Genomic DNA, 23,656 nt, shown 5'->3' with positions numbered 1-23,656 from the left:
GCCTCGGTGCCACGAATTCAGTATCGCCGTGAAGCGAGCGGTTGTGAACACGGGTTCATACCGGTTGTCGCCCTGAGGGATCAGGAAAAGTGCGAGAGGCACAGGGCGCCGCGCACAAGGGCGCAGCCGCAACACGCCGGAAAAACCGTTTTCGGGCTCGCTGGAGCGCGAGGAGATGGCAAATCCAACGGATGCGGACCGGGATAGGCGAGCCTGACGACCGAATGAACGCAAGGGCCGATGGTCGTGGGCCGGCACGACCAAAACCCGGATTCGCCTACAGCGATCCAACGCGCGTTCACTTCATGCGGCACATGAACTTTACGCCGCAAAGGGCCGATTATCAACGGTTTGATGCGGCCCTAATCGCTTGAAACACAAGGTTTTTATGGGCGATTTGTCGCAGGCCAGGGAACGGTCGCAAGGTTGGCATGCTGCACGATGCATACAAAAACCGCGTGAGCGATCAGTCATCGTACAAGCTGTCTTGCGCCCTATAATGAGCGATCGAGCATATTCATGACCGGCCCATCCATGTCACAAGCACTGTCGTCCGGCGCGCTGCGCCGCTCCCGCAATCTGACCGAGGAAGTCGTCGCTGAACTGTCAGAGCGCATCAGCAGCGGCGCACTTCAGCCCGGTGACAAACTGCCGACGGAATCGGAGATCATGGCGCAGCTCGGCGTCAGCCGCACGGTCGTGCGTGAATCGATCTCGCGCTTGCAGGCCGCGCGTCTCGTGCAGACGCGGCATGGCATCGGCACCTTCGTACTGGAGGCAAGCGATCACGACCGGTTCCAGATCGAGGCCGCGGGCGATCTCACCGTGCGGGACGTGATGGCCATTCTCGAATTGCGCATCAGCCTTGAAGCCGAAGCGGCCGGCCTCGCCGCGATGCGTCGCACGGACGAGAATCTGGCGCAGATGCGTCGCGCGCTTGACGAGTTCGAACGGCTGATCGAAGCGGGCGAGAGCAGCGCGGTCACCGCCGATGTCGCCTTCCATCTCGAACTCGCGAAGGCCACGGGCAACCGCTATTTCCACAGCATCCTGAGCCAGCTCGGCAACACCATCATTCCGCGCACACGGGTCAACTCCGCGGCGCTCGCTCATCACGATCCCGGCAGCTATCTCGATCGCGTGAACCGCGAGCATGAAGATATCTTCGACGCCATCGAGCGTCGTGATCCCGAAGCCGCACGCGCCGCGATGCGCATGCATCTGTCGAACAGCCGCGAGCGCTTGCGTCGTGCGCACGAGGCTTCGGGCAAGGCACAGGAGGCCTGAGCGGCCTCGCATGCAAGCCGGAACGCCGCGATCGAGCCTGCGTTCGATGCACCATCACGGCTTGTTTCTTCTCACCGGGCACGATCGCGCCCGGGTTCCTGACCATCGCCATGCCGGAAACGGCTGAACGCGTCACCCGCCTGCGCACTACGCCTCGTCAAGCATGACCGAGAGCGTGCCGGCTGCACTCTGCACGCCCACAGCGAGATCGATCTCGTGCGGCGCCATCTTTGCAATGGCGCGCAGCAGGCGTGGCGAGAAGCCCGCGCCGAAACGTGCAAGGGCGTCGTTGCGCGCGGCTTCATCGGCATGCGAGAGCGCGCGCAGTTCACTCAACGGCAAGCCCACGAACAGATCGATCGCATAAGGCGGCACATCAGGGTCCGCAGCGGTTTGCGGCGAACCGGGCGCACGTATGCGCAAGCCGGGCTGCAGATGCGACGCCAGCTCGGCGCTCACCTTATAAGGCGCTTCAGCCTCCAGCGCGCCGCGTGCCTCGCTGATCAGAAAAGGGGCGACGTCCTGCAGACGCGCCAGTTCTTCGTCGGACAGCAACATGGATGTTCTCCCTGCGGATAAGGTTCACGTTATCACGGCCCGCAGCACATGTCGGTCCAGCGTGCGTTCACGCCAGCGTCATTCGCGATGTTCCTCGACGCAAGCGGCAATCGCTTCGTTCACGGCATCGGCGGCATCGCGATGCGGTGAATGCCTGCACTGCGACAGCTTCACGAGGCGCGCGTGCGGCACGGCATCCTGGATCCTGTCGAGCTGCAGCATCGATGCATATTCGTCATCGTGTCCCTGAATGGCAAGCAGCGGCCGTCGTATCGCGGCTATCTCGGCGGTGATGTCCCAATGCAGGAACTCGGGATTGAGCCATGCGTCGTTCCAGCCGTAAAAAGCCGAGTCCACGTCATCGTGATAGGCGCTCAGCTTGTCTCGAAGCGCACTTGTTTCGTAGACCGCGCGTGTTTCCCTGATCGCCCGCACCGTCATCGATTCCACGAACACATGCGGCGCCATGATCGCGGCGCCGGCCAGGGCATCGGGAAATGCGCTGGCATAGAGCAGGGCGATCGTGCCGCCGTCGCTATGACCGATGAGCCACATGCGCGCACGTTCCCTGGAATCGATGCGCAATGCGTCGAGCAAGCCGGGCAACACGACCTGCGCCTGCTGATGCAGGAAGCTCACCGGCCAGCTCTCGCCAGGCCGGCGCGAAGTCGAGCGGCCATAGCCCGGACGCGAAAAGACCAGTCCGCGACAGTGCAGCCGGTCACACAACATGTGTGGCCAACGCTTCCATAACCTGACCGATCCCAGTCCCTCATGCAGGAACACGGCGATGGGCGCGTCGCCGCGTTCGGCATTGAGCCATTCGTATTCGATACGTACGGGATACGCGCCGCCGTTCAAATCGGCAAAAGAAACAGACTGGCCTGTCTGAAATGTCATGTTGGAAGATCGACAAGATAAGAGCACAAAGATTAACAGACGCCGTCAGGCGGTTATGCGAACCTCCTTTGCGAGCATGCATCGGAAGAGTGCATGCAAGGTAATGAATAAAGCTATTGAATCGCGAGCTCCACAGAAAAATCAGGTATATCAGCGCATTTGATTTTTTTCTCTGGACTCGCCTGAACTTTTTCTGCGAAAGTCATTCGTAAGAATGCACGCAATGCTGCGTTAAACATTGGCCCTTTTTTTTGAACGTCGCTTATGGAGAGTGTGGATGAAACGACCTAAACGAATGTTGCTGGAAAACATTGCCTGGGCGCGTGAAACCGCGCATGCCAATGCGGACTTCTTCCCTCGCCTGGCGCAAGGTCAGAGCCCCCGCGTGTTGTGGATCGGTTGCTCGGACAGCCGCGTGCCGGCCGAAACGGTCACGAATGCCGATCCCGGCGATCTCTTCGTTCATCGCAACATCGCCAATCTGTTCTGTCCATCCGACGACAACACGTTGAGCGTGCTGGAATATGCAGTGCGCGTGCTGAAGGTGGATCACGTCATCGTCTGCGGCCATTACGGCTGTGGCGGCGTGCGTGCGTCCCTGCTGCCGTTGTCGAACGATCTGCCGCATGTCAATCGCCGTATTGCGCCGCTATGCGCATTGGGCGAGGCGCATCGCGACCATCTCGCGACCTTTGCGGACCTCGATAGCCGCGCCAACCGGCTTGCCGAACTGAGCGTGTTCGAACAAGTGCGCCTGCTGCGCGAGAACGCGATCATCCGTGAACGCGAGACCCCTCCGCTCGTGCATGGGTGGATCTTCGGTCTGCATGACGGACATCTCAACGTGCTGGCCTCAGGTTATGAAAACGAATCCGGTCATCAAGGCGGCAGACAAGTAGGCGCTGCTCTGCTCGAAACAGTCTAAGCACTCAATTCAGCCGTTGAATCTTATGCGATGTCGCGAAAGCGACGCTCGCAGGCATTTACTCGCGCAAACGGAATGACACATGAAAGCAGCTAATCGTTTAGCCAATCTGCCACGCGATTTATTCGCGGGCATTGTCGTTTTTCTCGTCGCATTGCCATTATGTCTCGGCATTGCCAATGCCTCGGGTGTCGAGCCGATTGCCGGCTTGATGGCGGGCATCATCGGCGGTCTCGTCGTGGCCTTGCTGAGCGGCTCGCAATTGAGCGTCAGCGGCCCGGCGGCGGGCTTGATCGTGATCGTCGTCGGCGGCATCGCGGGACTGGGCAGCTTCTCCGCATTCCTGCTCGCGGTACTGCTGTCGGGCGTGATCCAGTTTGGCTTCGGCATGCTCCGGGCGGGACGCTTTGCCGCCTATGTGCCCTCGTCGGTCATCAAGGGCATGCTGGCGGCCATCGGCCTGCTGTTGATCATCAAACAGATTCCGCTGGCCGCGGGCTTCGCGAACGATGGTGTCCATGTGTCGGGCGGCGAAGGCTTGCTGTCCACGTCCTATGGTCATATTTCGCTCGCGGCCTGCTTCATCGCGCTTGTTTCGCTCGGCATGCTCGCAGCCTGGGAAACCGCCGCGCTGCGCCGCTTCGCGCTCGTGCGGCTGGTGCCGGGTCCGCTTGCGGTGGTCGCCTTCGGTGTGGGCGCCACGCTGCTGATCGAGCGTCTTGCGCCGGGTTTCGCGCCGCCTGAGCAGTATCGCGTGGCATTGCCTTCGCTCGAATCGTTCGCGGCCTTGACGAAGGCGCTCGAACTGCCCGACTTCACTCAGCTATTTAATCCCGGGGTCTGGCGGCTTGCGATGACGCTCGCGATCGTCGCAAGTCTCGAGACGCTGCTCAGCCTCGAAGCGGTCGAGCAGATCGATCCGCGGAAGCGCACCGCGAATCCGGATCGTGAACTGAAGGCGCAGGGTATCGGCAACATGCTGGCCGGCGCTATCGGCGCGCTGCCGATCACCTCCGTGATCGTGCGTAGCTCGGCAAACGTGACGGCGGGCGCGCAGAGCCGCTGGTCGGCGTTCGTGCATGGCGTGCTGCTGCTCGTGAGCGTGTTCGGCCTGACGAGTGTGATCAACCTGATTCCGCTCTCGTGTCTTGCCGCGATTCTGATCTTCACGGGGCTGAAACTCGCCAAGCCGTCGCTCTTCGCGGCCGTTGCAAAGGAAGGCTTCGAACGCTTCGCACCGTTCATCGCCACCATTGCGGGCGTCCTGCTCACCGACCTGTTGATCGGCATCGTCATCGGCATTGGATGCAGTCTGTTTCTCGCCGTGCGTGCCAACCTGCGCCGCCCGATCACGATGGCGCAGCACGATGACCATTACCTTCTGTCGTTCCGCAAGGACGTGTCGTTTCTTTTCAAGGTGACGCTCAAGCGTCAACTCGCTGCGATCCCGGACGGCGCCGTCGTGATTCTCGATGCGTCGAGAGCCGACTATGTCGACCCGGACGTGCGCGAAGAGATCGACAAGTTCGTGGCCGCGGCGCCTGCGCGGAACATGCATGTCGAATGCCGGAACATGCCGCGTGTGGAGGAGGAAACGTTCACGCCGGTCCGGAGCCGCTGGTTCGGTCAGGCAAGACCGGGTACCGCATCGGAGTAGTGCTCGAAGCGCGTCTTGCGCGGCGTATCGCGCAAGACGCGTCCGATAAGCTCACAGGCTCAGTCGGTCACGATGGACATCGAGAAGCCGTCCCATCCCTTGCTTCCGACTGTCTGGATGGCGGTGGAGTCGAGGCGGGGATGGTTGGCGAGCATATCGAAGAAGGTCCGCACGCCGGTCACGTCGGGGTCGTTGCTATGGGTTTCCAGCACCCTGCCACGACGAATCACGTTGTCCGCGACGATCACCGTTCCCGCACGGCTGAGGCGCAGGACAAGATCGAGATAAGCCGGGTAGCTTTTCTTGTCCGCGTCGAGGAAGATGAAATCGAACGGTGGAATGCCGTCGCGCACGAAGGACCGCAGCGTGTGCACCGCATCGCCGACGATCACCGACGCCACGCTCGACAGTCCCGCTCGCGTCAGGTTGCCGCGTGCCACGTCCGCATGCGCTTCGACGGCTTCGAGTGTCAGCAGCGTGCCGTCCGCAGGCAGTGCGCGCGCGAGCCATATCGTGCTGTAGCCGCCCAGCGTGCCGAGTTCGAGAATGCGCCGCGCGCCGCGCAGCTTCGCCAGCATGTGCAGCATCTTGCCCTGGTTGGGCGCGACGTTGATGGCGGGCAATCCTGCATTCACGCTGTCGCGCAGAGCGGCATCGAGCACTGGGTCCGGCGCCTGAGTTCGCTCGCAAAGGTATTCGTCCATTGCGATCCACTGCTGTTCGTTCATGCCAACTCCTCGTTATTCGCTGGGATGTCCTGCGGTTTCACGTCATATGCAACGGTCACCATACAGCACCGCAAGTACGCGGCACAAAAGCCGCTTGCCCGATAAATGATTCAGATTGCACCTTGTGCTTGTCATGCGCGTGACATGACGGCCGCTTGTGCATCGCGGCGCATGTCGTGGCCCAGTTGATCGACGGTGAGACGCAGTGCGTCGATCATCGCGCGCGCGGCTGGCGAGGGTGTGCCGCCCGCACGCAGCGTGAGTCCGATGTCGCGCCGGGTGTTTTGCATCGCGATGTCGAGCACGGCAAGTTGCCCCGATTCGCGCTCGTAATGCAATTGCTGCGCCGAGACTGCCGCGAGCATGTCGGTATGCAGCAGCAAGCCGCGGATCACCGCGAGATCCGCGGTTTCGACGGTGGGCATCGGCGGCTTGAGCTTGCTGCGCTTGAACTGTGCTTCGAACATGCCACGCGCGGGGGCCTGATTGCGCGGCAGGATCCATTGCGCGGCGGTGAGGTCGGCGAGTGCCAGGCCGCGAGATTGAGCAAGCGGATGCCCGCTGCGCGCGATCACGACAATATCCTCCGACATGAAGCGCTCGTTCACCAGTCCGCTCGATGCATCGTTCGGGCGCAGTGCGCCGAGCACGAAATCGATGTCTCCTGCGCGCAGTCCCGCTACGAGCGTTTCGTACGCGCTTTCATCGGTCACGATGCGCACGCCCGGATACTGCGCGGCCACGCGTGCGATAGCGCCCGGCAGGATGAGCGTCCGACCGAGCGGCAGCGCGCCGACGGTCACCACGCCCTGAATGGTGCCGCGCAGGGCAGCGAGATCGTCGGGGATATGGCGCAGCTCGTTCAATGCGCGGCGCACGTGCAGCACGAAGGTCTCGCCTTCGCTTGTCAACAGCAGGCCGCGCGGGCCGCGATAGAACAGTTGCATGCCCGCGCCCGTTTCCATGATGCGGATGGCGCTGCTGACCGCGGGTTGGCTGAGCCCCAAGGTTTGCGCGGCGCTCGGCATGTGCCGGTGGCGCGCGAGCGCCGAGAACAGTTGCAGCCGCCGCGTGTTGAGCAGGAACGCCGGCAGCGTGCTGGCCGCCGCCGTCCTGCGGCGCGACTGCCGCGCCGCGCACCACTGCGCGAGTTCCTCCAGTTCCGCGAAGATGCGCTGGCAGCGCAGCAGCACGGCGCGTCCCGCAGGCGTGGGCAACATGCCCGATGGCCGGCGTTCCAGCAGGGTTTCGCCGACGGCCGCCTCCAGTTCCTGCAATGAACGCGTGACCGCCGACTGCGCGCGGAACAGCGCGGCGGCGGCGCGCGTGGCGCTGCCGGTCTCGGCCACGAGGCGGAACGCGCGCAGATAGGCGAGGTTGAGAAGGTCGCGTGAGTCCATGGGTATCCGGCATGCAGGTCGATGCCATCAGTTTAATTTATCGCTCGGAGCAGCATCGGCAGGATGCAGGCTCAGTCTTTCCTAACTTTGCGTGGCCATCATGTCTTCATGCAAACAACGACGGTCACTCGAAAGCGTGCCGTACAACGAACGGAGGCAGCGCCATGTACCCGCATATTCTCGTCGCCGTGGGCCCCGGCTTCAGCGAGGCCGCCTTGTCGAAGGCCATTGAACTGGCGCGCGACAATCCTGCCCGCATCACCCTTCTGCACGTGATCGAATCCGCCCCGTGGTGGGCAGGCTGGTCGGTCGAGACGTTCTGCAACGTGCCCGAACTCGTCGATCAACTCGCGCTGGCGATTCGCGGCCACAGCGAAAAGATGCTCGCACGCGCGGGCATGGAGGCGGATTGGGAAACGCGCAGGCTTCCCGAGGACGGCCATAGCATCGGCGGCGTGATTGCACTCGAGGCGAACCGTCTGGATGTCGATGTCGTCGTGCTGGGTGCGGGCAGGTCGTCATTCGGTGGCATCGGCATGCATCATGTGCGCAATATCGTGCGCCGCCGCACCGGCCGTAACGTGCTGATCGCGCATGCACCGTCAACGCGCTCCTTGCAATGTGCGTAGCGTGGGACAACGCTCAGACGTCGAGGATCCGGTAGCGTTGCAGGGCCTCGACCTGCGTCTGAAGATTGAGCAAGCGATTGTTTCGGCACAGCGCCTGGGCCGCCTCGGCATCGCCCCGGCGCAAGGCTTCGATCACGCCGCGCAAGGTCTGCGCCTGAGATGCATCCGGCGCGATCAGCCGCAAGGTCAGTTCGCGCACGCGGCGCACCTGATCCACGCATTCGCCGACGATCTGCATGAGACGCGGATTGCCGCTCAACTCGATGAGCCGCGCATAGAACGCGTCATGCGCCGTCGACCAGGCATCGCGGTCATTCTTGTCCAGCGCGCGGTCCATGTCCGCGCACGCCTTTTCGAGCGGCGTGAACTCCTTCACCCCGGGTTTGCGCGCGGCGACGGCGGCGGCCGCCGTGGCTTCGAGACTCGTCTGCACCTGGAAGACTTCCTCGATGTCCGTCAGCGACACATTGCGTATGCGCATGCCGTGACGCGGAATGATCTGCACGAGTCTCTCGTTCTGCAAGCGGATCAGCGCCTCGCGCACCGGCGTGCGGCTGACCCCGAACCACTGCACCAGTTCCTGTTCCAGCATTTGGGTGCCGGGCCGCAGCGCATTGCTGAGGATCTGCTCGCGCAGCGCGAAATAGACCGTGTCGGTGGATTTCTCGCGTGGCTTGCTGATTGCTTCAACGGGTCGGGCTGGAGCCATGCTGGGCTTTCCGATAACGTTGCCGTCGATGCACGGAGGACAGGTCGGCCCGCTGATCCATCGGGCGACAGGCTGTCTTCATTATAAGAAAAGAAACTCGCCGCATTGTTTAATGTATGCATTGGACAATACGGCGTCGGGGATTTTGCGTACAAAAAAGAGCCGCCCCCGAAGGAGCGGCTGAAACGGACTTGCGCGCGGCCGCGCGATCGGGAGAGAGGCCGATCACACCTCAAACTACTTGCGGCAACGACAAGCCCCCGAGGCCGATTGCCGCCGATAAGCGGCCGAGCGTGATGGCGATATGAAGTCGCGTGGGAAAGAATGTCGTCAAAAGATGCCTATTGCATGTCTTTCCCTCAGACGGTAACGTTTGCGCGCATTCTGCGCGATGCGACGATGACGGCAAAGCAACGCTTCGTCATGCCGCCATCGCCGCATGCGATGGCCAGCGCCTCTAAAAAAACGTCGCGAACTGCTGGCCGAAACGAGGACATCGTTCATGCAGACGCTCGATCCGCTCTCGCTGAGACTCTTCCTTGCCGTGGTCGAGGCCGGCACGATAGCCGCCGCCGCGCAGCGCGAACACATCGCGGCCGCTGCCGTCAGCCGTCGCATCAGCGAGATCGAATCGTCGATCGGTGTGCGCTTGTTGCGCCGCACGAACAAGGGCGTGGTGGCCACCGAAGCGGGCGAGCGGCTCAGAACGCTCGCGCATCGTGCGCTGCATCAGATCGACGATATCGTCGTGCAGATGCGCGAGTACTCGGGCGGGACCAGCGGCGTCGTGCGCATCGTGGCGAATGTCTCGTCGATCGTGCAGTTCCTGCCGCGCGATCTCCAGTCGTTCGCGGTGCTGCATCCGCATGTGCGCATCGAGCTCGACGAGAAGCCGAGCGTGCAGGTCGTGCGTGCCGTGGCCGGCAATGCGGCCGATATCGGTATCTTCACGTCCCTTCCGCATGGTTACGCGATCCATACGACTCCCTATCGCGAGGATCATCTCGTACTCGTCGCGCCGCCAGGGCACGCGCTGCTTCAGCGGCAAGCGATTGCCTTTGCCGATGTGCTCGAGCACGAGTTCATCACGCTGCCTGTCGATGCCGCCATCACGCTCAGCCTCACGCGGGCGTCCAACGATATCGGGCGCTCGGTGCGCGTGCGCATGCAGGTGTCGAGTTACGACGCTCAGTGCCTGATGATCGAAGCGGGTCTCGGTTTCGGGGTGATGCCCGAGGCGGTGGCGCGGCAACACGGGCTGGGCTTCGTGCCGCTCACGGATGCCTGGGCGATGCGCGAACTGCTGATCGGCATCCGCTCGCCCGATGCCTTGCCCGAGGCATGCCGGAAACTGGTCGCCCATCTTGCGCGCGCCTGATGGGGTCGATGCCGACGGGCCCGATGCAGTACCATCGGCTCAACGCCGAGTTTCCTTCAGGGAGTCCAGCATGGCCGCATCGCGCAGCACGGTCGCGCCGCATCCAGCGAGGCGCGTGAAGGTCATGTCGAACGATCATCCCGTCGACACCGCGAAGCCGGCCCGCCTCAACACAGCCGACCTCGCCTATGGCGAACTGCGCCGCCGCATCATCGAGAGCGAACTCACGCCCGGGTCCTATCTGCTCGAACAGGAGCTTGGCCTGATGTTGGGCTTCAGCCGCACGCCCATCCGCGAGGCCGCGTTGCGACTTCAGGGGGAAGGGCTCGTGCAGATCGTGCCGCGTCACGGCATTCGCATCGTTCCCACGTCGATCTCCGACATCAGGCACATCTATCAGGTCTTGATCAGCCTCGAATCCACGGCCGCGGGGCTCGTGGCCGCGCAGCCGGACGTCGATCTGACGCCGCTCGCCGAGGCGTGCGACACGATGAGCCGCGCGCTCGAAGCTGGCGACATGCTGACCTGGGCCGAAGCGGACGAGATCTTTCACGAAACGCTCGTGGCGCTCAGCGGCAACGCACGATTGCGGAGCATCGTGATGAATTGCCGCGACCAGGTGCATCGCGTCAGGCGCTTCACGCAACGGGTCCAGCCGCATCCGCAGCCCGCGAAGTCGATAGAGGAACATCGCACGATCATCGACGCTTTGCGCTGCGGCGATGCAGCGAAGGCAAGTGCACTGTATCGCGCTCATCGTGAACGGGGCTGGCGCGACCAGACCGCCGTACTGCAGCAATACGGTATTCAGCAGGCCTGAGACATCGCCTGAAGGGCGCGAGACAAGGGTATATACGCCCTGCGTCAAACTGGACTTTCACGAAGTTAATGCATACATTAACTTGCACGGTTATCCGCGATGACCGTATTCAAAATCACAAGGCGGGCGCCTGTGCACCGTTTCGCGCACCACGGAAGCCGCCGCCGCTCATGCATGGAGACGCGTACATGTTTGCCCTTGGAAAGCTTGGGAGAGCCGGTCTGTTGTCCTTCATGGCGGCCGCCGCACTCATGTCAGGCGCCGCGCGCGTGCAGGCCGCGCCGCTCACCGTCACGCACTGGGGCGACGGCATGTATGGCGTGCCCTTCGCAGTAGCCATGGACAAGGGTTTCTTCAAGGAAGAGGGCGTCGACGTTACGGGCTTCATCACCTCCGAAGGCGGCGGCACGACAGTGCGCAACGCCATGGCGTCCGAGATTCCCTATGGTGAAGTTGCACTGCCCGCGGCGATCTCGGCGGTCAAGCAGGGCGTCGACCTGACCATCGTGCATGGCGGCGTGCAAAGCCTTGCGGATCTCGTGTGGGTCGAACTGAAGAACGGCACGATCACCAACATCCAGCAAATGAAGGGCAAGACCATCGGCTATAGCAGTCCGAAGTCCACGACCGATACCATCGTCACCATCGCGCTGGATCGCGCCGGTCTGACGGGGCAGGTGCAGCGCAAGCCGGTCGGCAGTTCGAGCGGCATGCTGACCTCGCTGCAGCAGGGCGCCGTGGACGTGGCCTACATGACCGAGCCGTCCTATAGCGCGAAGAAGGATCAGTTGCGCATCGCGTTCCGTTCGAGCGATATCGTGCCCAACGAAACGCAGACCGTCGGCATCGTGCGTACGGACTACCTGAAGCAGCATCCGGAAGTGATACGCGGCATCATCAAGGCGCGCCGCAAGGCCGTGCAGTACATCGCCGCGCATCGCGAAGAGTCCGCGCAGATTCTTGCGAAGCAGTACAAGATGGACCCGGCCGTCGCGGCCTCGGCGATCAACAACGTGCTCGACGCCGATCCGAAATACTGGAGCGAGGGCGGCTTCGATCGCAAGAGCATGGACGAAGTACTGAAGGGCCTGATTCTCGTCAAGGCCATTCCCGACGGCGCGTTCGACTGGTCGAAGATCATCGACGAATCGCAGTTGCCCGCCGACCTGCGCGCGGCGAAGTGAGGCCGCAATGAGCGTGCTGCCCCGTCGCACGAAGATCTCGGTGGTGTCGAATGAAGCCGCCGGGTCCGGCGAGCAGCGCATTCAGGCGCGCCTGTCGGACGTCACGCGTATCTATCCCGGCACGGCAGGCAAGCCACCCTTTCATGCGCTCGGACCCGTGAGCCTCGACTTGCGCGCGGGCGAATTCTTCTCCGTCGTCGGCCCTTCGGGTTGCGGCAAATCCACCTTGCTCGACGTGCTCGCGGGCCTGAATCCCGCCAGCGGCGGCACCGTCGAGTTCGAAGGGCAAGCGGTCGGGCGACAGGTGCCCGATGGCGTGGCGGTCGTGTTCCAGGAAGACGCGAGCTTCCCGTGGCTCAATGTATTCGATAACGCCGCGTTCGCCGCGCGCCGTGCGGGCGTTCCGGAAAACGAAGTGTGCGAGCGCGTGCAGCATGCGCTCTCGTTCATGGGCCTCGCATCGTTTGCGCGCGCCTACCCCGCGCAACTGTCGGGCGGCATGCGGCAGCGCGTGTGCATCGCGCGGGCCATGGTGGTCCGGCCGCGTCTCATGCTGCTCGACGAGCCGTTCGGCGCGCTCGATCAGCAGACCCGCCTCCTGATGGGCGACGAAACCCTGAAGCTGTGGCGCGATACCGGCGCAACCGTGATGCTGATCACGCATTCGATCGATGAAGCGGTGCTGCTGTCGGACCGTATCGGCGTGATGTCGGCGTGTCCGGGGCGTTTCATTGCGACCATCGAGACGGGCTGGTCGCGTATGCGCGACAGCACCATCGCACTCGATCCGCGCTTCGGCGAACTGACCGCGCAAGTGTGGGGGCTGCTGCGCGACGAGGCATTGAAGGCGCTCGGGAGCCGGCCATGAATGAAGCGGCGCGCTGGCGCATCGGGCTTGTCGTCGCGCTGCTTGCCTTGCTTGAAGTGGCGACGCGTCTCGCGTGGATCAACCCGGTGTCGTTCATTCCGCCTTCGCGCATGGCGCTCAGCGCGTGGCAGATTCTCGCCTCGGGGCAATTCACCCTCGACATCGTGCAGACCTTGAGCAGCGCCATGCTGGCCGTGGTGCTCGCGGTGATCGCCGGTTTCATCGGCGGCGTGGCGCTGTTCAGGCTGCCGCGTCTGCGCCGCGTGCTCGACCCTTTGCTGCTCTCGTATTATGCGGTGCCCGTGTTCGTGCTGTATCCGATCCTGATCGTGATCTTCGGGCTCAATCGCTGGCCGCTGGTGGGCATCGGCTTCCTGTTCGCGGTGGTCGCGATGGCCGTCAACACGCTCAACGGTCTCGAACGCGTGCCGCGTGTCTTGTTGCGCACCGCGCGCGTGTGCCGTTTGAGCACGTTCGATGAGATTCGTTTGATCACGCTGCCCGCCAGCCTGCCGTTCGTCTTCAGGGGGATCAAGCTGACCGTGGTGTATGCGTTCATCGCGGTCGTGGCCGGTGAATTCGTGTTGTCGGGTTCGGGGTTCGGCTATCAGATCGCGTTCGCCTACAACGCGTTCGACAACGCCGTCATGTATGGCCTCATGGTGCTGATGCTGGTCTTCGTCACGACGATCAACGGCTTGCTGCGGCAAGCGGAGAAGCGGCTGTACCGGCGTATCCGCAGGGAGGCGGCATGAGCACGGCGCTTGCATCGACTGTCGCCAAGCCGCGCGCCGCACAGCGCTGGATGGATGCGCTCGTGTTGATTGTCGTGCTCGTCGCGTTGTGGCAGGTCCTGAGCGAGTGGCTCGGCCCCGATGTGCTGACGACGCCCCTGCGTACCGTGCAGCGCGCCGTGCATATCGTGAGCGATGTGGACTTCCCGCAGAGTCTCTATGTGACGTCGCTCGCATTCGCGTCGGCGTTTGCGATCTCGGCTGTGGCGGGCGTGAGCATCGGCTTGCTGCTGGGTGCGCGCCGTCTTGCCGGGGACGTGATGGAGCCCTTGATGATGGGCTTCTATTCGATCCCGAAGGTGACGCTCTATCCTGTGGTGCTGCTGGCATGCGGCCTTGGCCTATGGGCCAAGATCGTATTCGGCGTGATGCACGGCATCGTGCCGATCGCCTTGTTCACGATGAACGCCGTGCGCAACATGCCGCCCATTTACGCGCGGGCGGCGCGAACCTATCGCATGAGCCCGGGCGATTTCGCGCGCTTCGTGTTGTTGCCCGCGTGCGTGCCCGAAGTGGTCGCGGGCCTGCGCATTGGCTTCTCGCTGACGTTGCTGGGCACGCTGATCGGTGAGATGTTCGCGTCGCAGAGCGGCATCGGACGCCTGCTGATGATCGCGATGAACCGCAACGAGACCAGCACGATCATGGCGCTCGCGCTGATGCTGTTCGTGTTCGCGACGCTGGTGAACATGCTGTTCCTGGCGTGGCAGCGACATCTCACGCATGGCAACTGATCAGCCGCGCGGCGTCACGCCACGCATGCGCGCGGCGCGCAGGAAGTCGAAATCGACGCCCTTGTCCGCCTGCGTCACGGTGTCATAAAAGAGCTTGCGATAGCCACGGTCCGCGCTTGGCTCCGTCACGGGCGATGCCTGCGCGCGCGCCGTCAGTTCTTCATCGCTGATCAGCAGGCTCAACTCCCGTTTCGACACGCTCAGGCGAATGCGGTCGCCGCTGCGCACATGCGCGAGCGGTCCACCGATGGCCGACTCCGGCGTCACGTGCAGCACGATGGTGCCGAACGCGGTGCCGCTCATGCGGCCGTCCGAGATGCGCACGATGTCTTTGACGCCCTGCACCGCGAGCTTGCGCGGGATCGGGATATAGCCGGCTTCCGGCATGCCCGGCGCGCCCTTGGGCCCGATGTTCTTCAGCACGAGCACGTCGTCCGGCGTGACGTCGAGGTCGTCGGCATCGATGCGCGCCGCGAGGTCCGCGCCATTCTCGAACACGACTGCGCGGCCTTCGTGTTCCATCAACCGCGCATCAGCCGCCGATTGCTTGATGATCGCGCCGCCCGGCGCGAGATTGCCTTCGAGCACCGCGATGCCGCCCTGCGGGTAGACCGGTCTGTCGAAGGGACGCACGACGTCCTGCACGAACGCCGGGCCCGCCGCGTCGATCTCTTCTCCGAGCGTGCGGCCCGTCACGGTCAAGGCATCGAGGTTCAGCAGGGGCCTGAGTTCGCGCAGCAAGGTCGCCATGCCGCCGGCCTTGTGGAAGTCTTCCATGTAATGCGCGCCGGAAGGCTTGAGGTCGACGAGCACGGGCGTCTCGCGTCCCATGCGGTCGAGCGCCTTCAGGTCGACGTCATAGCCCATGCGTCCCGCGATGGCCGTCAGATGCACGATGCCGTTCGTCGAGCCGCCAATCGCGAGCAGCACGCGCATCGCGTTCTCGAAGGCCTCGGCCGTGAGGATCTTGTCGATGGTGAGTTGCTCGTGCGCCATCTTCACGGCTTGCGTGCCCGTGAGTTCGGCGATGCGCATGCGGTCCGACGTCACCGCCGGCGGCGCTGCGCCACCGGGCACCGTCATGCCGAGCGCCTCGGCGATGCATGCCATGGTGCTCGCGGTGCCCATCACGGAGCAGGTGCCCACGCTTGCGACGAGTTGATTGTTGACCGCGGCGATTTCTTCGGCGTCGATTTCCTCGGCGCGAAAGCGGCCCCAGTAGCGCCGGCAATCGGTGCAGGCGCCGACGCGTTCGCCGCGATGCGCGCCGGTGAGCATCGAACCGGTGATCAATTGAATGGACGGAATGCCCGCCGATGCCGCGCCCATCAACTGCGCAGGCACGGTCTTGTCGCAGCCGCCGATCAGCACCACGGCGTCCATGGGCTGCGCGCGGATCATCTCTTCCGTGTCGATCGACATCAGATTGCGCAGATACATGCTCGTCGGTTGCGAGAACGATTCGGCGATGGAGATGGTGGGGAAGTCCATCGGCAGGCCGCCTGCCAGCATCACGCCGCGCTTGACCGCTTCGATCAGCTGCGGCGCGTTGCCGTGACAGGGGTTGTACGCGCTGCCGGTGTTGACGATGCCGATGACCGGGCGGTCGAGCGCGCTGTCGGTATAGCCCGCGCCCTTGATGAAAGCCTTGCGCAGAAAGAGCGAAAAGCCGTTGTCTCCATAGCTCGTCAGCGATTTGCGCAGGCCGCGTGGTGTGTTGCTGGTGTCGTCGGTCATGTCCGGTTGCCGGTTGTCTCCATGACGCGATTATCGTGGCTTTGAGTCCGGTTGTCCGCGCTTAGTCCTCGATGCTGCCGTGCACGCCTTGCTCGCCGCGCTTCCAGTAGGCTGAAGCACGGATGCGCCGCTTGTCGATGCCGCGCTCGGTGGTCAGTAACTGGCGCACTGCGCGCATCAGCGTGGCCTCGCCTGCGGCCCACACATAGCCTTCGCCGTCGGGCATGTAGGTTTCCCGTAAGGCAAGCAGCAGCGCGCCGCCGGGATGATCGCTTTCGTTTCGATAACGCCATTGCGCGTAAAGGTCCGCGCGCGTGTCGAGTTCGATGCGCGCCGCTGGCTCGGCCACCTCGATCAACGCAGCGACGCGCGTGCCGGCAGGCAGCTCTTCGACGCGTCGTGCGATGGCGGGCAGGGCGGTTTCGTCGCCGATCAGCAGATGCCAGTCGAACCGCGCTGGAATCACGAATGATCCGCGCGGCCCGCCGATGCCGAGATACTGACCCGACGCGGCTTGCGACGCCCAGTCAGTGGCGGGACCCGCTTCATGCAGCGCGAAGTCGATGTCGAGTTCACGTGCGGCCGGGTCGAAACGGCGCGGTGTGAAGTCGCGCGCGATCGGACGCGGCTTCGACGGATCGAAGACCGGACCGTTCGGAGTGGACTCCGGCAGCGCGGGCATGGACTCGCCCGGTGCGGGGAGGAACAGCTTGACGTGATCGTCGAACGAGGCGCTGACGAAGTCCGCGAGATCGTCGCCAGTGAAGGTCACGCGCACGAAGTAAGGGTTGAGCGTCTGCACGCGCTGCACTTGCACCAGGCGAAACTTGAGCGGGTGACGGACACGCGTGACTTCGAGGTCGGGCCGGTGTTGCAGGATGGAATCGGTCATCGTATGCGGTTTCCTTTGTTCCGTTTTTTCTAGCGTCCTGATTACGCCTGCTGCGGCGCGGGATTCTGTTCGATCTCGGCCGTGGCGCGGGCGAGGATCGCGGCAATGCGGCGCTGTTCGTCCGCCGATGCGTTCGTGCGCAGCAGCATGGCTTTCTTCAGCGCGCGCCGCGCGGCGATCAGCTCGGGCACCCAGCCGGTGTCGCCGCTCGGGTCTTCGACGTCCTCGCCCATGTAGGCGCGGCGCACGAGATCCATCTTGCGTGCGAAATGCGTGAGCTTCGCGAGCATGATGTCCACGCGTTCGCGATTCGCCGCGAGGTACTCGCGGCCGCTCTCGGACAGCGCGTAACGCTTGCGGTTGCCTTCCAGCTCGACGGTCGTGTAGCCGAGTTCTTCGAGGTAGGTGAGCGCCGGATACACCATGCCGGGACTGGGCGCGTAGAAGCCGTTGGAGCGGTCTTCCAGCGCCTTGATGAGCTCGTAGCCGTGACGCGGCGCCTCGGCCAGTAGCGCGAGGAGAAGCAGTTGCAGGTCGTCGGACGAGAACTTGCGGCCGCGCGGCATGCCGTCCTCGCCGAACCCGCCCATGCCGCCCATTCCACCCATGCCTCCGGGACCGCCAGGGCCGCCGCCGAAGCGTCCGCCTCCACGGCCATGGCCGTGCCGACCGATCATGCTGCGGCGCTCGCTGGCGAAACGCTCGAACCATTCGGGCGCGCTGAACGGAAAATCGAAATCAAATGCACGGAAGCCGGCTTCACGTGCGTGCTGAAAGTGACGGGATTTCATGAGGTACGCTCCAGATATGTCGTAAAACATATCTAAAGATATATATCGTAAGAGCGTTTGTCAAGGTGAAATATCGGCTTCGAGCGGATGCCGGCGAGCGCGCCGGTCGCCCCCTAAAATCACGAAATCGTTCCATTTTTTTTCGGAAACCCCATGAGCCACTTTCTTCCCGTCAAGCTGGAACACGCGAGCCGCCTCATCAACCATGGCCCGACAGTGCTAGTCACGAGCGCACACGGCGGCCGTCGCAACGTGATGGCCGCTGCCTGGTCGATGCCGGTGGAGTTCACGCCGCCGCGCATTGCCATCGTCATCGACAAGCGCACATTCACACGCGAACTCGCTGCTGCGAGCGGAACCTTCGGCGTGATCGTGCCGGGCGCGGCCGCGATGGACATGACCTACGCGGTCGGCACGACGGACGGACGCGCACTCGACAAGTTCAAAGCCTTCGGCATCGAAACGGTGGAGGGACCGGTGCTCGGGCTGCCGCTCATCGAGAAGCACTGTGCGGCGTGGCTCGAGTGCAAGCTCATCGACGAAAAGCACACCGAGGATGCTTACGACACGTGTTTCGCGGAAGTCGTGGCGGCGGCCGCGGATCCGTCTGTGTTCTCCGAAGGCCACTGGCACCTCGACGAGTCCAATGAGCCGCTGCACACGCAGCACCATCTCGGCGCAGGTAATTTCGTGAGTGCGTCCGCGATGAAGAAGGCCAAGGCGCTGCCGCGCTGAGTTGCCGGCGCGTTTTCATGGCGCGCTAAAGATTTGCCATTCCTCAGTCGATAAATAAAAGTCGATCGCGGACGCCTCACTGGCTACTGGCGGCGACATCTTGAGCCTCGCGATCCGCCACCCGAACGCGGACGCAGGTGACAGACGGACGCAGACGGTCTCCCCGGCATATCAGCCGAATCAGGACCGCAAGACCGTCAGGGGAACTGGGGTGTGGCATGCGGCAACGTTTTTCGGTCTTGCGTTTTCTGGTCTATCTCATCGCTTTCACGAGCCTGCTGTTGCTGAGGCTCGTCGTCGCGCCCGACGGGCAGAGCGGCATGGCGGCGTACTTCGTCTGCGTGGGAGCGGGCGCGGCGGCGTATCTGGTGTGGTACGCGTCGTCGGCGGGCTACTCGCGCAATCTGCTGGCAGGCGTGCTGGTCTATCTGACGCTGGCTATCGTCGTGGCCGCGTGTCCGCCGTTCGTGCTGGTGCTCGCGTTCTGGTCGCTGAGCGGTCTGGTAAGGCGCCGGCGGGCTCTGCTGGTGCATGCGCTCGCGAGCGTCGCGCTCTTCGTATTCGTCTTTCCTTTGCCTTTCGCGCAGTTCATCGGTGCGCCCGATCTTGCCGGCGCGCCTGCTGGCATCGCCTATGTTTGTTTTGCAATCGGCTGGTCGGCGTGGGCGGCGCGCAGCCCGCTGCGGCTCGGGCTCTTCAAGTTCGCGACGATGCTGCTTGCCGTGCCGCTGGTTGCTTCGTTCGTGGCGCTGGTGGGCGGCGGCATGCTGAGCCGGCCGGAACGGCGTGTGCGCAATTCGATGCGCCGCGCACAGCGCGCGATCACGCTGGCGTTGCCTGCGCCGGCCCCGGCCCCGGCGCCAGTGGGGGCGGCGGTGGATCGGTCGGCGATGGGCGCGGAGGCGATGAATGCGGTGGTGGCAGCGATCGTCGTTGGCGGCGCTGCAAACGAACCACTGCTTGCAGCGGGCGTGGCCGACTGACGTCTCGTCGTTCACGTCGTTTGAGATTTGGCATAAAGCCTTTTGCATACCAAATGCCAAAGGGCATTTTGCGTTTTGCATGCAGCGTTACAGCGCGATAGCGTCACGGGGTTTCAGCGCGGCAGCATTGCAGCGTGCCGAAAGCGCTTCGAACGCGGCACGCCCACCGCGAATCTCTACTCGCTTCGCGGATCACGACAGATCTCGTCGATGCAAACTCGCATCCAAGCGGACCCGAATCACAGGAGATTATCCCGGGCTCGCGGGCGCTGAAGGCGCCAAAAGTCGGCGAAGGCCTGCAACACCGCGAGCCGGAACCCGGTCAGCAGCCTGTTGAATTCGATCCGACAATCTGCCATTCGCCTCTCGCTCGAACTCCGCGTCTAAGGCGCATCTCAGACGCCGTTCAGGCCAATTCCATCTCGACCATGAGCGCTCGCAAGCGGGCGATGACTGCTTGCCCATGGCGTCGAACTGGAATGCGCAAGCAGGCGCACTGGCGGACCCCGATCCGCCGTCACCCGCCAAAGGACCCGTTTACGCAAACCGCTCCACCCGCGATACTCCGTTGTCGACCTTACAGCGGATCTCCCTTCATGATTTTCATGACTCAATCGCTGCAACTGCATGATCATCAACCGTGCGCGGCCTTCTCCACGTCGGCCAACGCAAGGAACGTCACACCGAACCCCCAACATCATGCGTGAACCAATCCGCCCCGAGGTCCCGCACGAACCCCTGACCGCCTACTACCCGGACGAATCCAACCGCCGCACCTGGCTGCGCGGCATGTTCGACCGCACCGCGAGCGACTACGACGCGATCGAACGCGCGATGGCTCTGGGCTCCGGCCCGTGGTACCGCAACCGTGCGTTGCGCTCGGCGGGCCTGACGCGCGGCATGCGCGTGCTCGATGTCGGGATGGGAACGGGTCTCGTCACGAAGGAGGCCGTCGCGATCACCGGCAACGCTGCGCTCGTCACCGGTGTCGATCCCAGCCCGGGCATGGTCGGACAGGCGCAGTTGCCGGGTGGCGTGGATACGCGCATCGGCAGTGCCGAGCAACTGCCCTGCGATGACGCCTCGTACGACTTCCTGAGCATGGGCTTCGCGCTGCGCCACGTCAGCGACCTCACCCGCGTGTTCGATGAATACTTTCGCGTGCTCGCGCCGGGCGGCCGTGTGTGCGTGCTCGAAATCACGCGGCCCGAACACGGCCTGGGTCTCGCGGCGTTGAAGCTCTACATGCGCGGCGTGGTGCCGCTGATTGCGCGAGTGGTAGGAAAGAAAGGGGAGAGCGTCGAGCTGATGCGCTACTACTGGGACAGCATCGAAGCCTGCGTGCCGCCGGCGACCGTGCTGGCAGCGATCCGCGGCGCGGGTTTCATCGAGGTGCGCCGCGAGGTGGAACTCGGCATCTTCTCAGCCTATTGCGCCGTCAAGCCAGGCGCAGTGAACCCGGCGGACTGACCCGCATCGAGAATCACGGCGGCGCGGCCGCTCAGCAGCGGCCGCCCGGCGCATTGCACGCTGAAGCGATACAGCACCGTGTTCTCATCCCCGCCGATACGCTCGGCCTCGATATCGAGCGGCGCGTCCAGCCCGTCGAGCCGATCGACGAAGATGTCGACGCCGCGCACGCTCGTCAGCAACCCGGCGCGCGGACGCTGCCCGTGTTCCGTCCCGACCAGCGCACCGTGCGTCGCCATGACCTGCGCCGCGTATTCGATGCCGCACACCGACGCGAGCCGGTCCTTGAAGCGCAAAGGGTTATCGGCGGCGAGATGGCTCGTCGCCGTGCAGCGGATGCGCTCCGCATCCCATGCCACGACGGATTCCAGCAGGCACATCGCGCCGTCGTGGGGTATGCGCGCGGCAATTTCGTCGCGATTCAAGGTTCGAGCAGCGGTCAACATATCGATTCGATCTCCACGGCAAGCGGCATGTCGTCGAGATAGTCGAGCACCACGCTCGCGGTCCGCGAGGCAGCGATGGCTTCGAGCAAAGGCAACGCCCGCGCCGCCGGATTCGACACGCGCAGCGCCTCCAGCGCGGCATCGGCGAGCGCGGAGACGGACACAGGCGCCGCGCACAGCCGTGCCTCGATGCACGCGAGCGAGCGCTCACTCCGCTGCGGCGCGAGCACGAGCGCGACGCCGAAGGCATCGTCGATCGGGCGCGCGCTGCGCAACGGTTCCGGGTAATCCGTGTCGTAGGCGACGAGCAGGGTCGCCGCGCCATCGACGCTCACCTGTGCAAGGCTCTCCAGCAGCCCCGCCGCGAAGCTGCCGTCATAGGCGCACAGCACGTTCGACGCCGCCATCGCGCGCGTCGCGATGCTCCAGTAGCCGGCCGGCGCGTTGTGTACCGAGTTGTGGAAGCGGGTCGGTGAGAGCTGCGGCTCGTCGCTCGCGAGGGTTTCGCAGATCGCGTGAAAATTGCCGCCATCGCCGCCGGATGCCGCGAACACGGCCGCGAGCGTCGCCGCGTCGCGGCCGCTCTGCGCCACCGCTTCATGCGCGGCGGCAAGCGCGGCGCGCACCACCGGTCCCGTCCTCCGACGTTCGGCGGACGGCAGCCCGGCCGGCGCGGGCAACGCGGTCCGGGCGGCGTGCAGCGGGGCGCGATACGTCAGCACGTCGGCGGCCTGCGGCCAGTCCGCGAGCCCCGGCCCGATCACCCCGATCCCTTCGATATACGCGCGCAGCGGAATCATGCCGATGCCCCTTCTCGCGCGCCCAGCCCGAATACCAGGCTGCAATTGGTGCCCCCAAAACCGAACGAGTTGGACAGCACCGCGCGCAATGGCGTGTGGCGCGTCGTCGTGACGTAATCGAGGCCGAGCGCCGGATCCGGTTCGGTCGTGTTCGCGCCTGCCGGGATCATCTGATGCCGGAGCGTCAGCGCGGCAATGACGGCTTCGAGCGCGCCCGCCGCGCCGAGCGTATGCCCCGTCGCGCCCTTTGTGGAACTGCACGGCACGCGGTCGAACACGCTGTTGAGCGCGAGGCTTTCGGCCGCGTCGTTGCTCGGCGTCGCGGTGCCGTGGAGGTTCACATAGCCGATCTCGCGCGCATCGAGCCCGGCGCTCAAAAGCGCCTGTTCCATCGCCATGCGCGCGCCGAGACCCTCGGGATGCGGCGACGACATATGATGCGCATCGCTCGTTTCGCCGATGCCCAGGAAGCGGATCGCCTGAGCGCCGGCCTCGGGTGTGTCGCGCTCGAGCAGCCCGAAGGCCGCCGCTTCACCGATGTTGATGCCATTGCGATGCAGATCGAACGGCCTGCACGGTCCCGGCGCAAGCAGTTCGAGCGAATTGAAACCGTAGAGCGTGGTGAGACACAGCGTATCGACGCCGCCGACCACGGCCACGTCGATCAGGCCGGTCTCGAGCATGCGTCGCGCCGACCCGAACACCTTCGCGCCCGACGAACACGCCGACGACACCGACACCGCCGGCCCGCGCACGCCGGAATACGCGCGCACGAAGGCGGCGAGGGAAAACGGATTGTGGGTGGCCGCGTAGTTGAAGTCGGCGGGCAGCGCGCCGGTGAGCGGGTCGCGGCGCTGATAGGCGAGCTCGGTGTCGAGGATGCCCGCCGTGCTCGTGCCCATGAACACGCCGACGCGCGCCGCGCCCACCCGCGCGATGGCGTCCCGCACGCGCGCATCGAAACCGTCCTGCGTCAGCGCGATCTGCGCGAGCCGGTTGTTGCGGCAGTCGAATGCTGAAAGATCAGCGCGGACGGGTTCGTCCTCGATGCCGGCGACACGGCCTGTATAGGTGTTGAGATCGGCCCCGTCGAAGTCGCATGGGGCGAGCCCGCCGCGTCCCTCGACGAGCGCGGCGCGCGTCGCGTCGAGGCCGCGTCCCGCGCAACTCGTGGCGGTGAAGTGCGTCAGCAGAAAAGGGTTCACTACAGGCTCGGGCATTCAGTATTCGA

At 64.3% G+C, this 23,656-nt stretch carries 24 protein-coding genes; 13 read left to right on the top strand and 11 right to left on the bottom strand.

The window, feature by feature from the left end; all coding sequences use genetic code 11:
* Nucleotides 1-534 precede the first annotated feature (534 nt).
* On the top strand, nt 535-1,287 hold the full coding sequence (locus QCE63_RS24080; RefSeq protein ID WP_309837320.1) for a FadR/GntR family transcriptional regulator: 753 nt from the start codon (nt 535-537) through the stop codon (nt 1,285-1,287).
* 147 nt (nt 1,288-1,434) lie between these two features.
* On the opposite strand, the gene QCE63_RS24075 is transcribed toward QCE63_RS24080, so the two are convergent.
* Entirely contained in the window at nt 1,435-1,845 is a 411-nt protein-coding gene (locus QCE63_RS24075; protein ID WP_309836523.1) for a hypothetical protein, read from the bottom strand.
* 78 nt (nt 1,846-1,923) lie between these two features.
* Entirely contained in the window at nt 1,924-2,745 is an 822-nt protein-coding gene (locus QCE63_RS24070) for an alpha/beta hydrolase (protein WP_309836522.1), read from the bottom strand.
* Nucleotides 2,746-3,022: 277 nt separating this feature from the next.
* On the opposite strand from QCE63_RS24070, the gene QCE63_RS24065 reads away from it, so the two are divergent.
* Both QCE63_RS24065 and QCE63_RS24060 read left to right on the top strand, forming a co-directional pair.
* The gene (locus QCE63_RS24065; RefSeq protein WP_309836520.1) at nt 3,023-3,670 is read left to right on the top strand and encodes a carbonic anhydrase; all 648 of its coding nucleotides are present in this window, start codon (nt 3,023-3,025) and stop codon (nt 3,668-3,670) included.
* Between the two features lie 82 nt (nt 3,671-3,752).
* Entirely contained in the window at nt 3,753-5,327 is a 1,575-nt protein-coding gene (locus QCE63_RS24060) for a SulP family inorganic anion transporter (protein ID WP_309836517.1), read from the top strand.
* 59 nt (nt 5,328-5,386) lie between these two features.
* On the opposite strand, the gene QCE63_RS24055 is transcribed toward QCE63_RS24060, so the two are convergent.
* Both QCE63_RS24055 and QCE63_RS24050 read right to left on the bottom strand, forming a co-directional pair.
* Entirely contained in the window at nt 5,387-6,055 is a 669-nt protein-coding gene (locus tag QCE63_RS24055; RefSeq protein WP_309836516.1) for an O-methyltransferase, read from the bottom strand.
* Nucleotides 6,056-6,186: 131 nt separating this feature from the next.
* The gene (locus QCE63_RS24050; protein WP_309836514.1) at nt 6,187-7,455 is read right to left on the bottom strand and encodes a LysR family transcriptional regulator; all 1,269 of its coding nucleotides are present in this window, start codon (nt 7,453-7,455) and stop codon (nt 6,187-6,189) included.
* 164 nt (nt 7,456-7,619) lie between these two features.
* On the opposite strand from QCE63_RS24050, the gene QCE63_RS24045 reads away from it, so the two are divergent.
* The gene (locus tag QCE63_RS24045; protein ID WP_309836512.1) at nt 7,620-8,084 is read left to right on the top strand and encodes a universal stress protein; all 465 of its coding nucleotides are present in this window, start codon (nt 7,620-7,622) and stop codon (nt 8,082-8,084) included.
* A gap of 13 nt (nt 8,085-8,097) precedes the next feature.
* Here QCE63_RS24045 and QCE63_RS24040 read toward each other — a convergent pair whose 3' ends face one another.
* Nucleotides 8,098-8,793 carry a GntR family transcriptional regulator gene (locus QCE63_RS24040; RefSeq protein WP_309836511.1) on the bottom strand — a complete coding sequence of 232 codons (696 nt, stop codon included), beginning with the start codon at nt 8,791-8,793 and terminating at the stop codon, nt 8,098-8,100.
* 502 nt (nt 8,794-9,295) lie between these two features.
* Here QCE63_RS24040 and QCE63_RS24035 point away from each other — a divergent pair.
* From QCE63_RS24035 to QCE63_RS24010, 6 genes are all read left to right on the top strand, one after another.
* Nucleotides 9,296-10,171: a LysR family transcriptional regulator gene (locus QCE63_RS24035; RefSeq protein WP_309836510.1), complete on the top strand. Its 876-nt coding sequence runs from the start codon at nt 9,296-9,298 to the stop codon at nt 10,169-10,171.
* Nucleotides 10,172-10,241: 70 nt separating this feature from the next.
* Complete coding sequence (locus QCE63_RS24030; protein WP_309836508.1) at nt 10,242-10,991, top strand: GntR family transcriptional regulator; 750 nt, start codon at nt 10,242-10,244, stop codon at nt 10,989-10,991.
* Between the two features lie 188 nt (nt 10,992-11,179).
* On the top strand, nt 11,180-12,175 hold the full coding sequence (locus QCE63_RS24025) for an ABC transporter substrate-binding protein (protein ID WP_309836507.1): 996 nt from the start codon (nt 11,180-11,182) through the stop codon (nt 12,173-12,175).
* 7 nt (nt 12,176-12,182) lie between these two features.
* A complete protein-coding gene (locus QCE63_RS24020; protein WP_309836506.1) occupies nt 12,183-13,043 on the top strand; it encodes an ABC transporter ATP-binding protein in 861 nt (286 codons plus the stop codon).
* Entirely contained in the window at nt 13,040-13,798 is a 759-nt protein-coding gene (locus tag QCE63_RS24015) for an ABC transporter permease subunit (RefSeq protein ID WP_309836503.1), read from the top strand. The genes QCE63_RS24020 and QCE63_RS24015 overlap by 4 nt, the downstream gene beginning before the upstream one ends.
* Entirely contained in the window at nt 13,795-14,571 is a 777-nt protein-coding gene (locus QCE63_RS24010; RefSeq protein ID WP_309836501.1) for an ABC transporter permease subunit, read from the top strand. The genes QCE63_RS24015 and QCE63_RS24010 overlap by 4 nt, the downstream gene beginning before the upstream one ends.
* On the opposite strand, the gene QCE63_RS24005 is transcribed toward QCE63_RS24010, so the two are convergent.
* The 3 genes from QCE63_RS24005 to QCE63_RS23995 all read right to left on the bottom strand — a co-directional run bounded on the left by QCE63_RS24005 (nt 14,572) and on the right by QCE63_RS23995 (nt 17,991).
* Nucleotides 14,572-16,308, bottom strand: coding sequence for an IlvD/Edd family dehydratase (locus QCE63_RS24005; protein WP_309836499.1), 1,737 nt, complete (start codon nt 16,306-16,308; stop codon nt 14,572-14,574).
* A 61-nt stretch (nt 16,309-16,369) separates the two neighbouring features.
* Nucleotides 16,370-17,200: a siderophore-interacting protein gene (locus QCE63_RS24000; RefSeq protein WP_309836497.1), complete on the bottom strand. Its 831-nt coding sequence runs from the start codon at nt 17,198-17,200 to the stop codon at nt 16,370-16,372.
* A 41-nt stretch (nt 17,201-17,241) separates the two neighbouring features.
* Complete coding sequence (locus tag QCE63_RS23995; protein WP_309836495.1) at nt 17,242-17,991, bottom strand: PadR family transcriptional regulator; 750 nt, start codon at nt 17,989-17,991, stop codon at nt 17,242-17,244.
* A gap of 153 nt (nt 17,992-18,144) precedes the next feature.
* On the opposite strand from QCE63_RS23995, the gene QCE63_RS23990 reads away from it, so the two are divergent.
* From QCE63_RS23990 to QCE63_RS23980, 3 genes are all read left to right on the top strand, one after another.
* On the top strand, nt 18,145-18,726 hold the full coding sequence (locus tag QCE63_RS23990; protein ID WP_309836494.1) for a flavin reductase family protein: 582 nt from the start codon (nt 18,145-18,147) through the stop codon (nt 18,724-18,726).
* A 218-nt stretch (nt 18,727-18,944) separates the two neighbouring features.
* Nucleotides 18,945-19,709 carry a hypothetical protein gene (locus QCE63_RS23985; RefSeq protein WP_309836493.1) on the top strand — a complete coding sequence of 255 codons (765 nt, stop codon included), beginning with the start codon at nt 18,945-18,947 and terminating at the stop codon, nt 19,707-19,709.
* 699 nt (nt 19,710-20,408) lie between these two features.
* Nucleotides 20,409-21,179, top strand: a complete 771-nt coding sequence (locus QCE63_RS23980) for a class I SAM-dependent methyltransferase (RefSeq protein ID WP_309836492.1) — start codon at nt 20,409-20,411, stop codon at nt 21,177-21,179.
* On the opposite strand, the gene QCE63_RS23975 is transcribed toward QCE63_RS23980, so the two are convergent.
* Genes QCE63_RS23975 through QCE63_RS23965 form a run of 3 tightly spaced genes read right to left on the bottom strand, consistent with a single transcriptional unit; the run spans nt 21,137 to nt 23,630 of the window.
* Nucleotides 21,137-21,625 carry a hydroxymyristoyl-ACP dehydratase gene (locus QCE63_RS23975; RefSeq protein ID WP_309836491.1) on the bottom strand — a complete coding sequence of 163 codons (489 nt, stop codon included), beginning with the start codon at nt 21,623-21,625 and terminating at the stop codon, nt 21,137-21,139. The two genes, QCE63_RS23980 and QCE63_RS23975, sit on opposite strands and share 43 nt — an antisense overlap.
* Complete coding sequence (locus QCE63_RS23970) at nt 21,619-22,425, bottom strand: beta-ketoacyl synthase chain length factor (protein WP_309836490.1); 807 nt, start codon at nt 22,423-22,425, stop codon at nt 21,619-21,621. The genes QCE63_RS23975 and QCE63_RS23970 overlap by 7 nt, the downstream gene beginning before the upstream one ends.
* Nucleotides 22,422-23,630 carry a beta-ketoacyl-[acyl-carrier-protein] synthase family protein gene (locus QCE63_RS23965; protein WP_309836489.1) on the bottom strand — a complete coding sequence of 403 codons (1,209 nt, stop codon included), beginning with the start codon at nt 23,628-23,630 and terminating at the stop codon, nt 22,422-22,424. Before QCE63_RS23965 ends, QCE63_RS23970 begins: the two co-directional genes overlap by 4 nt.
* Nucleotides 23,631-23,656 lie beyond the last annotated feature (26 nt).

The sequence above is a fragment of the Caballeronia sp. LZ065 genome, from assembly GCF_031450975.1.
In the GTDB taxonomy this organism is placed as follows: domain Bacteria; phylum Pseudomonadota; class Gammaproteobacteria; order Burkholderiales; family Burkholderiaceae; genus Caballeronia.
The sequence above is the reverse complement of the archived record's forward strand: the minus strand, read 5'-3'. Positions and strand labels throughout refer to the sequence as shown.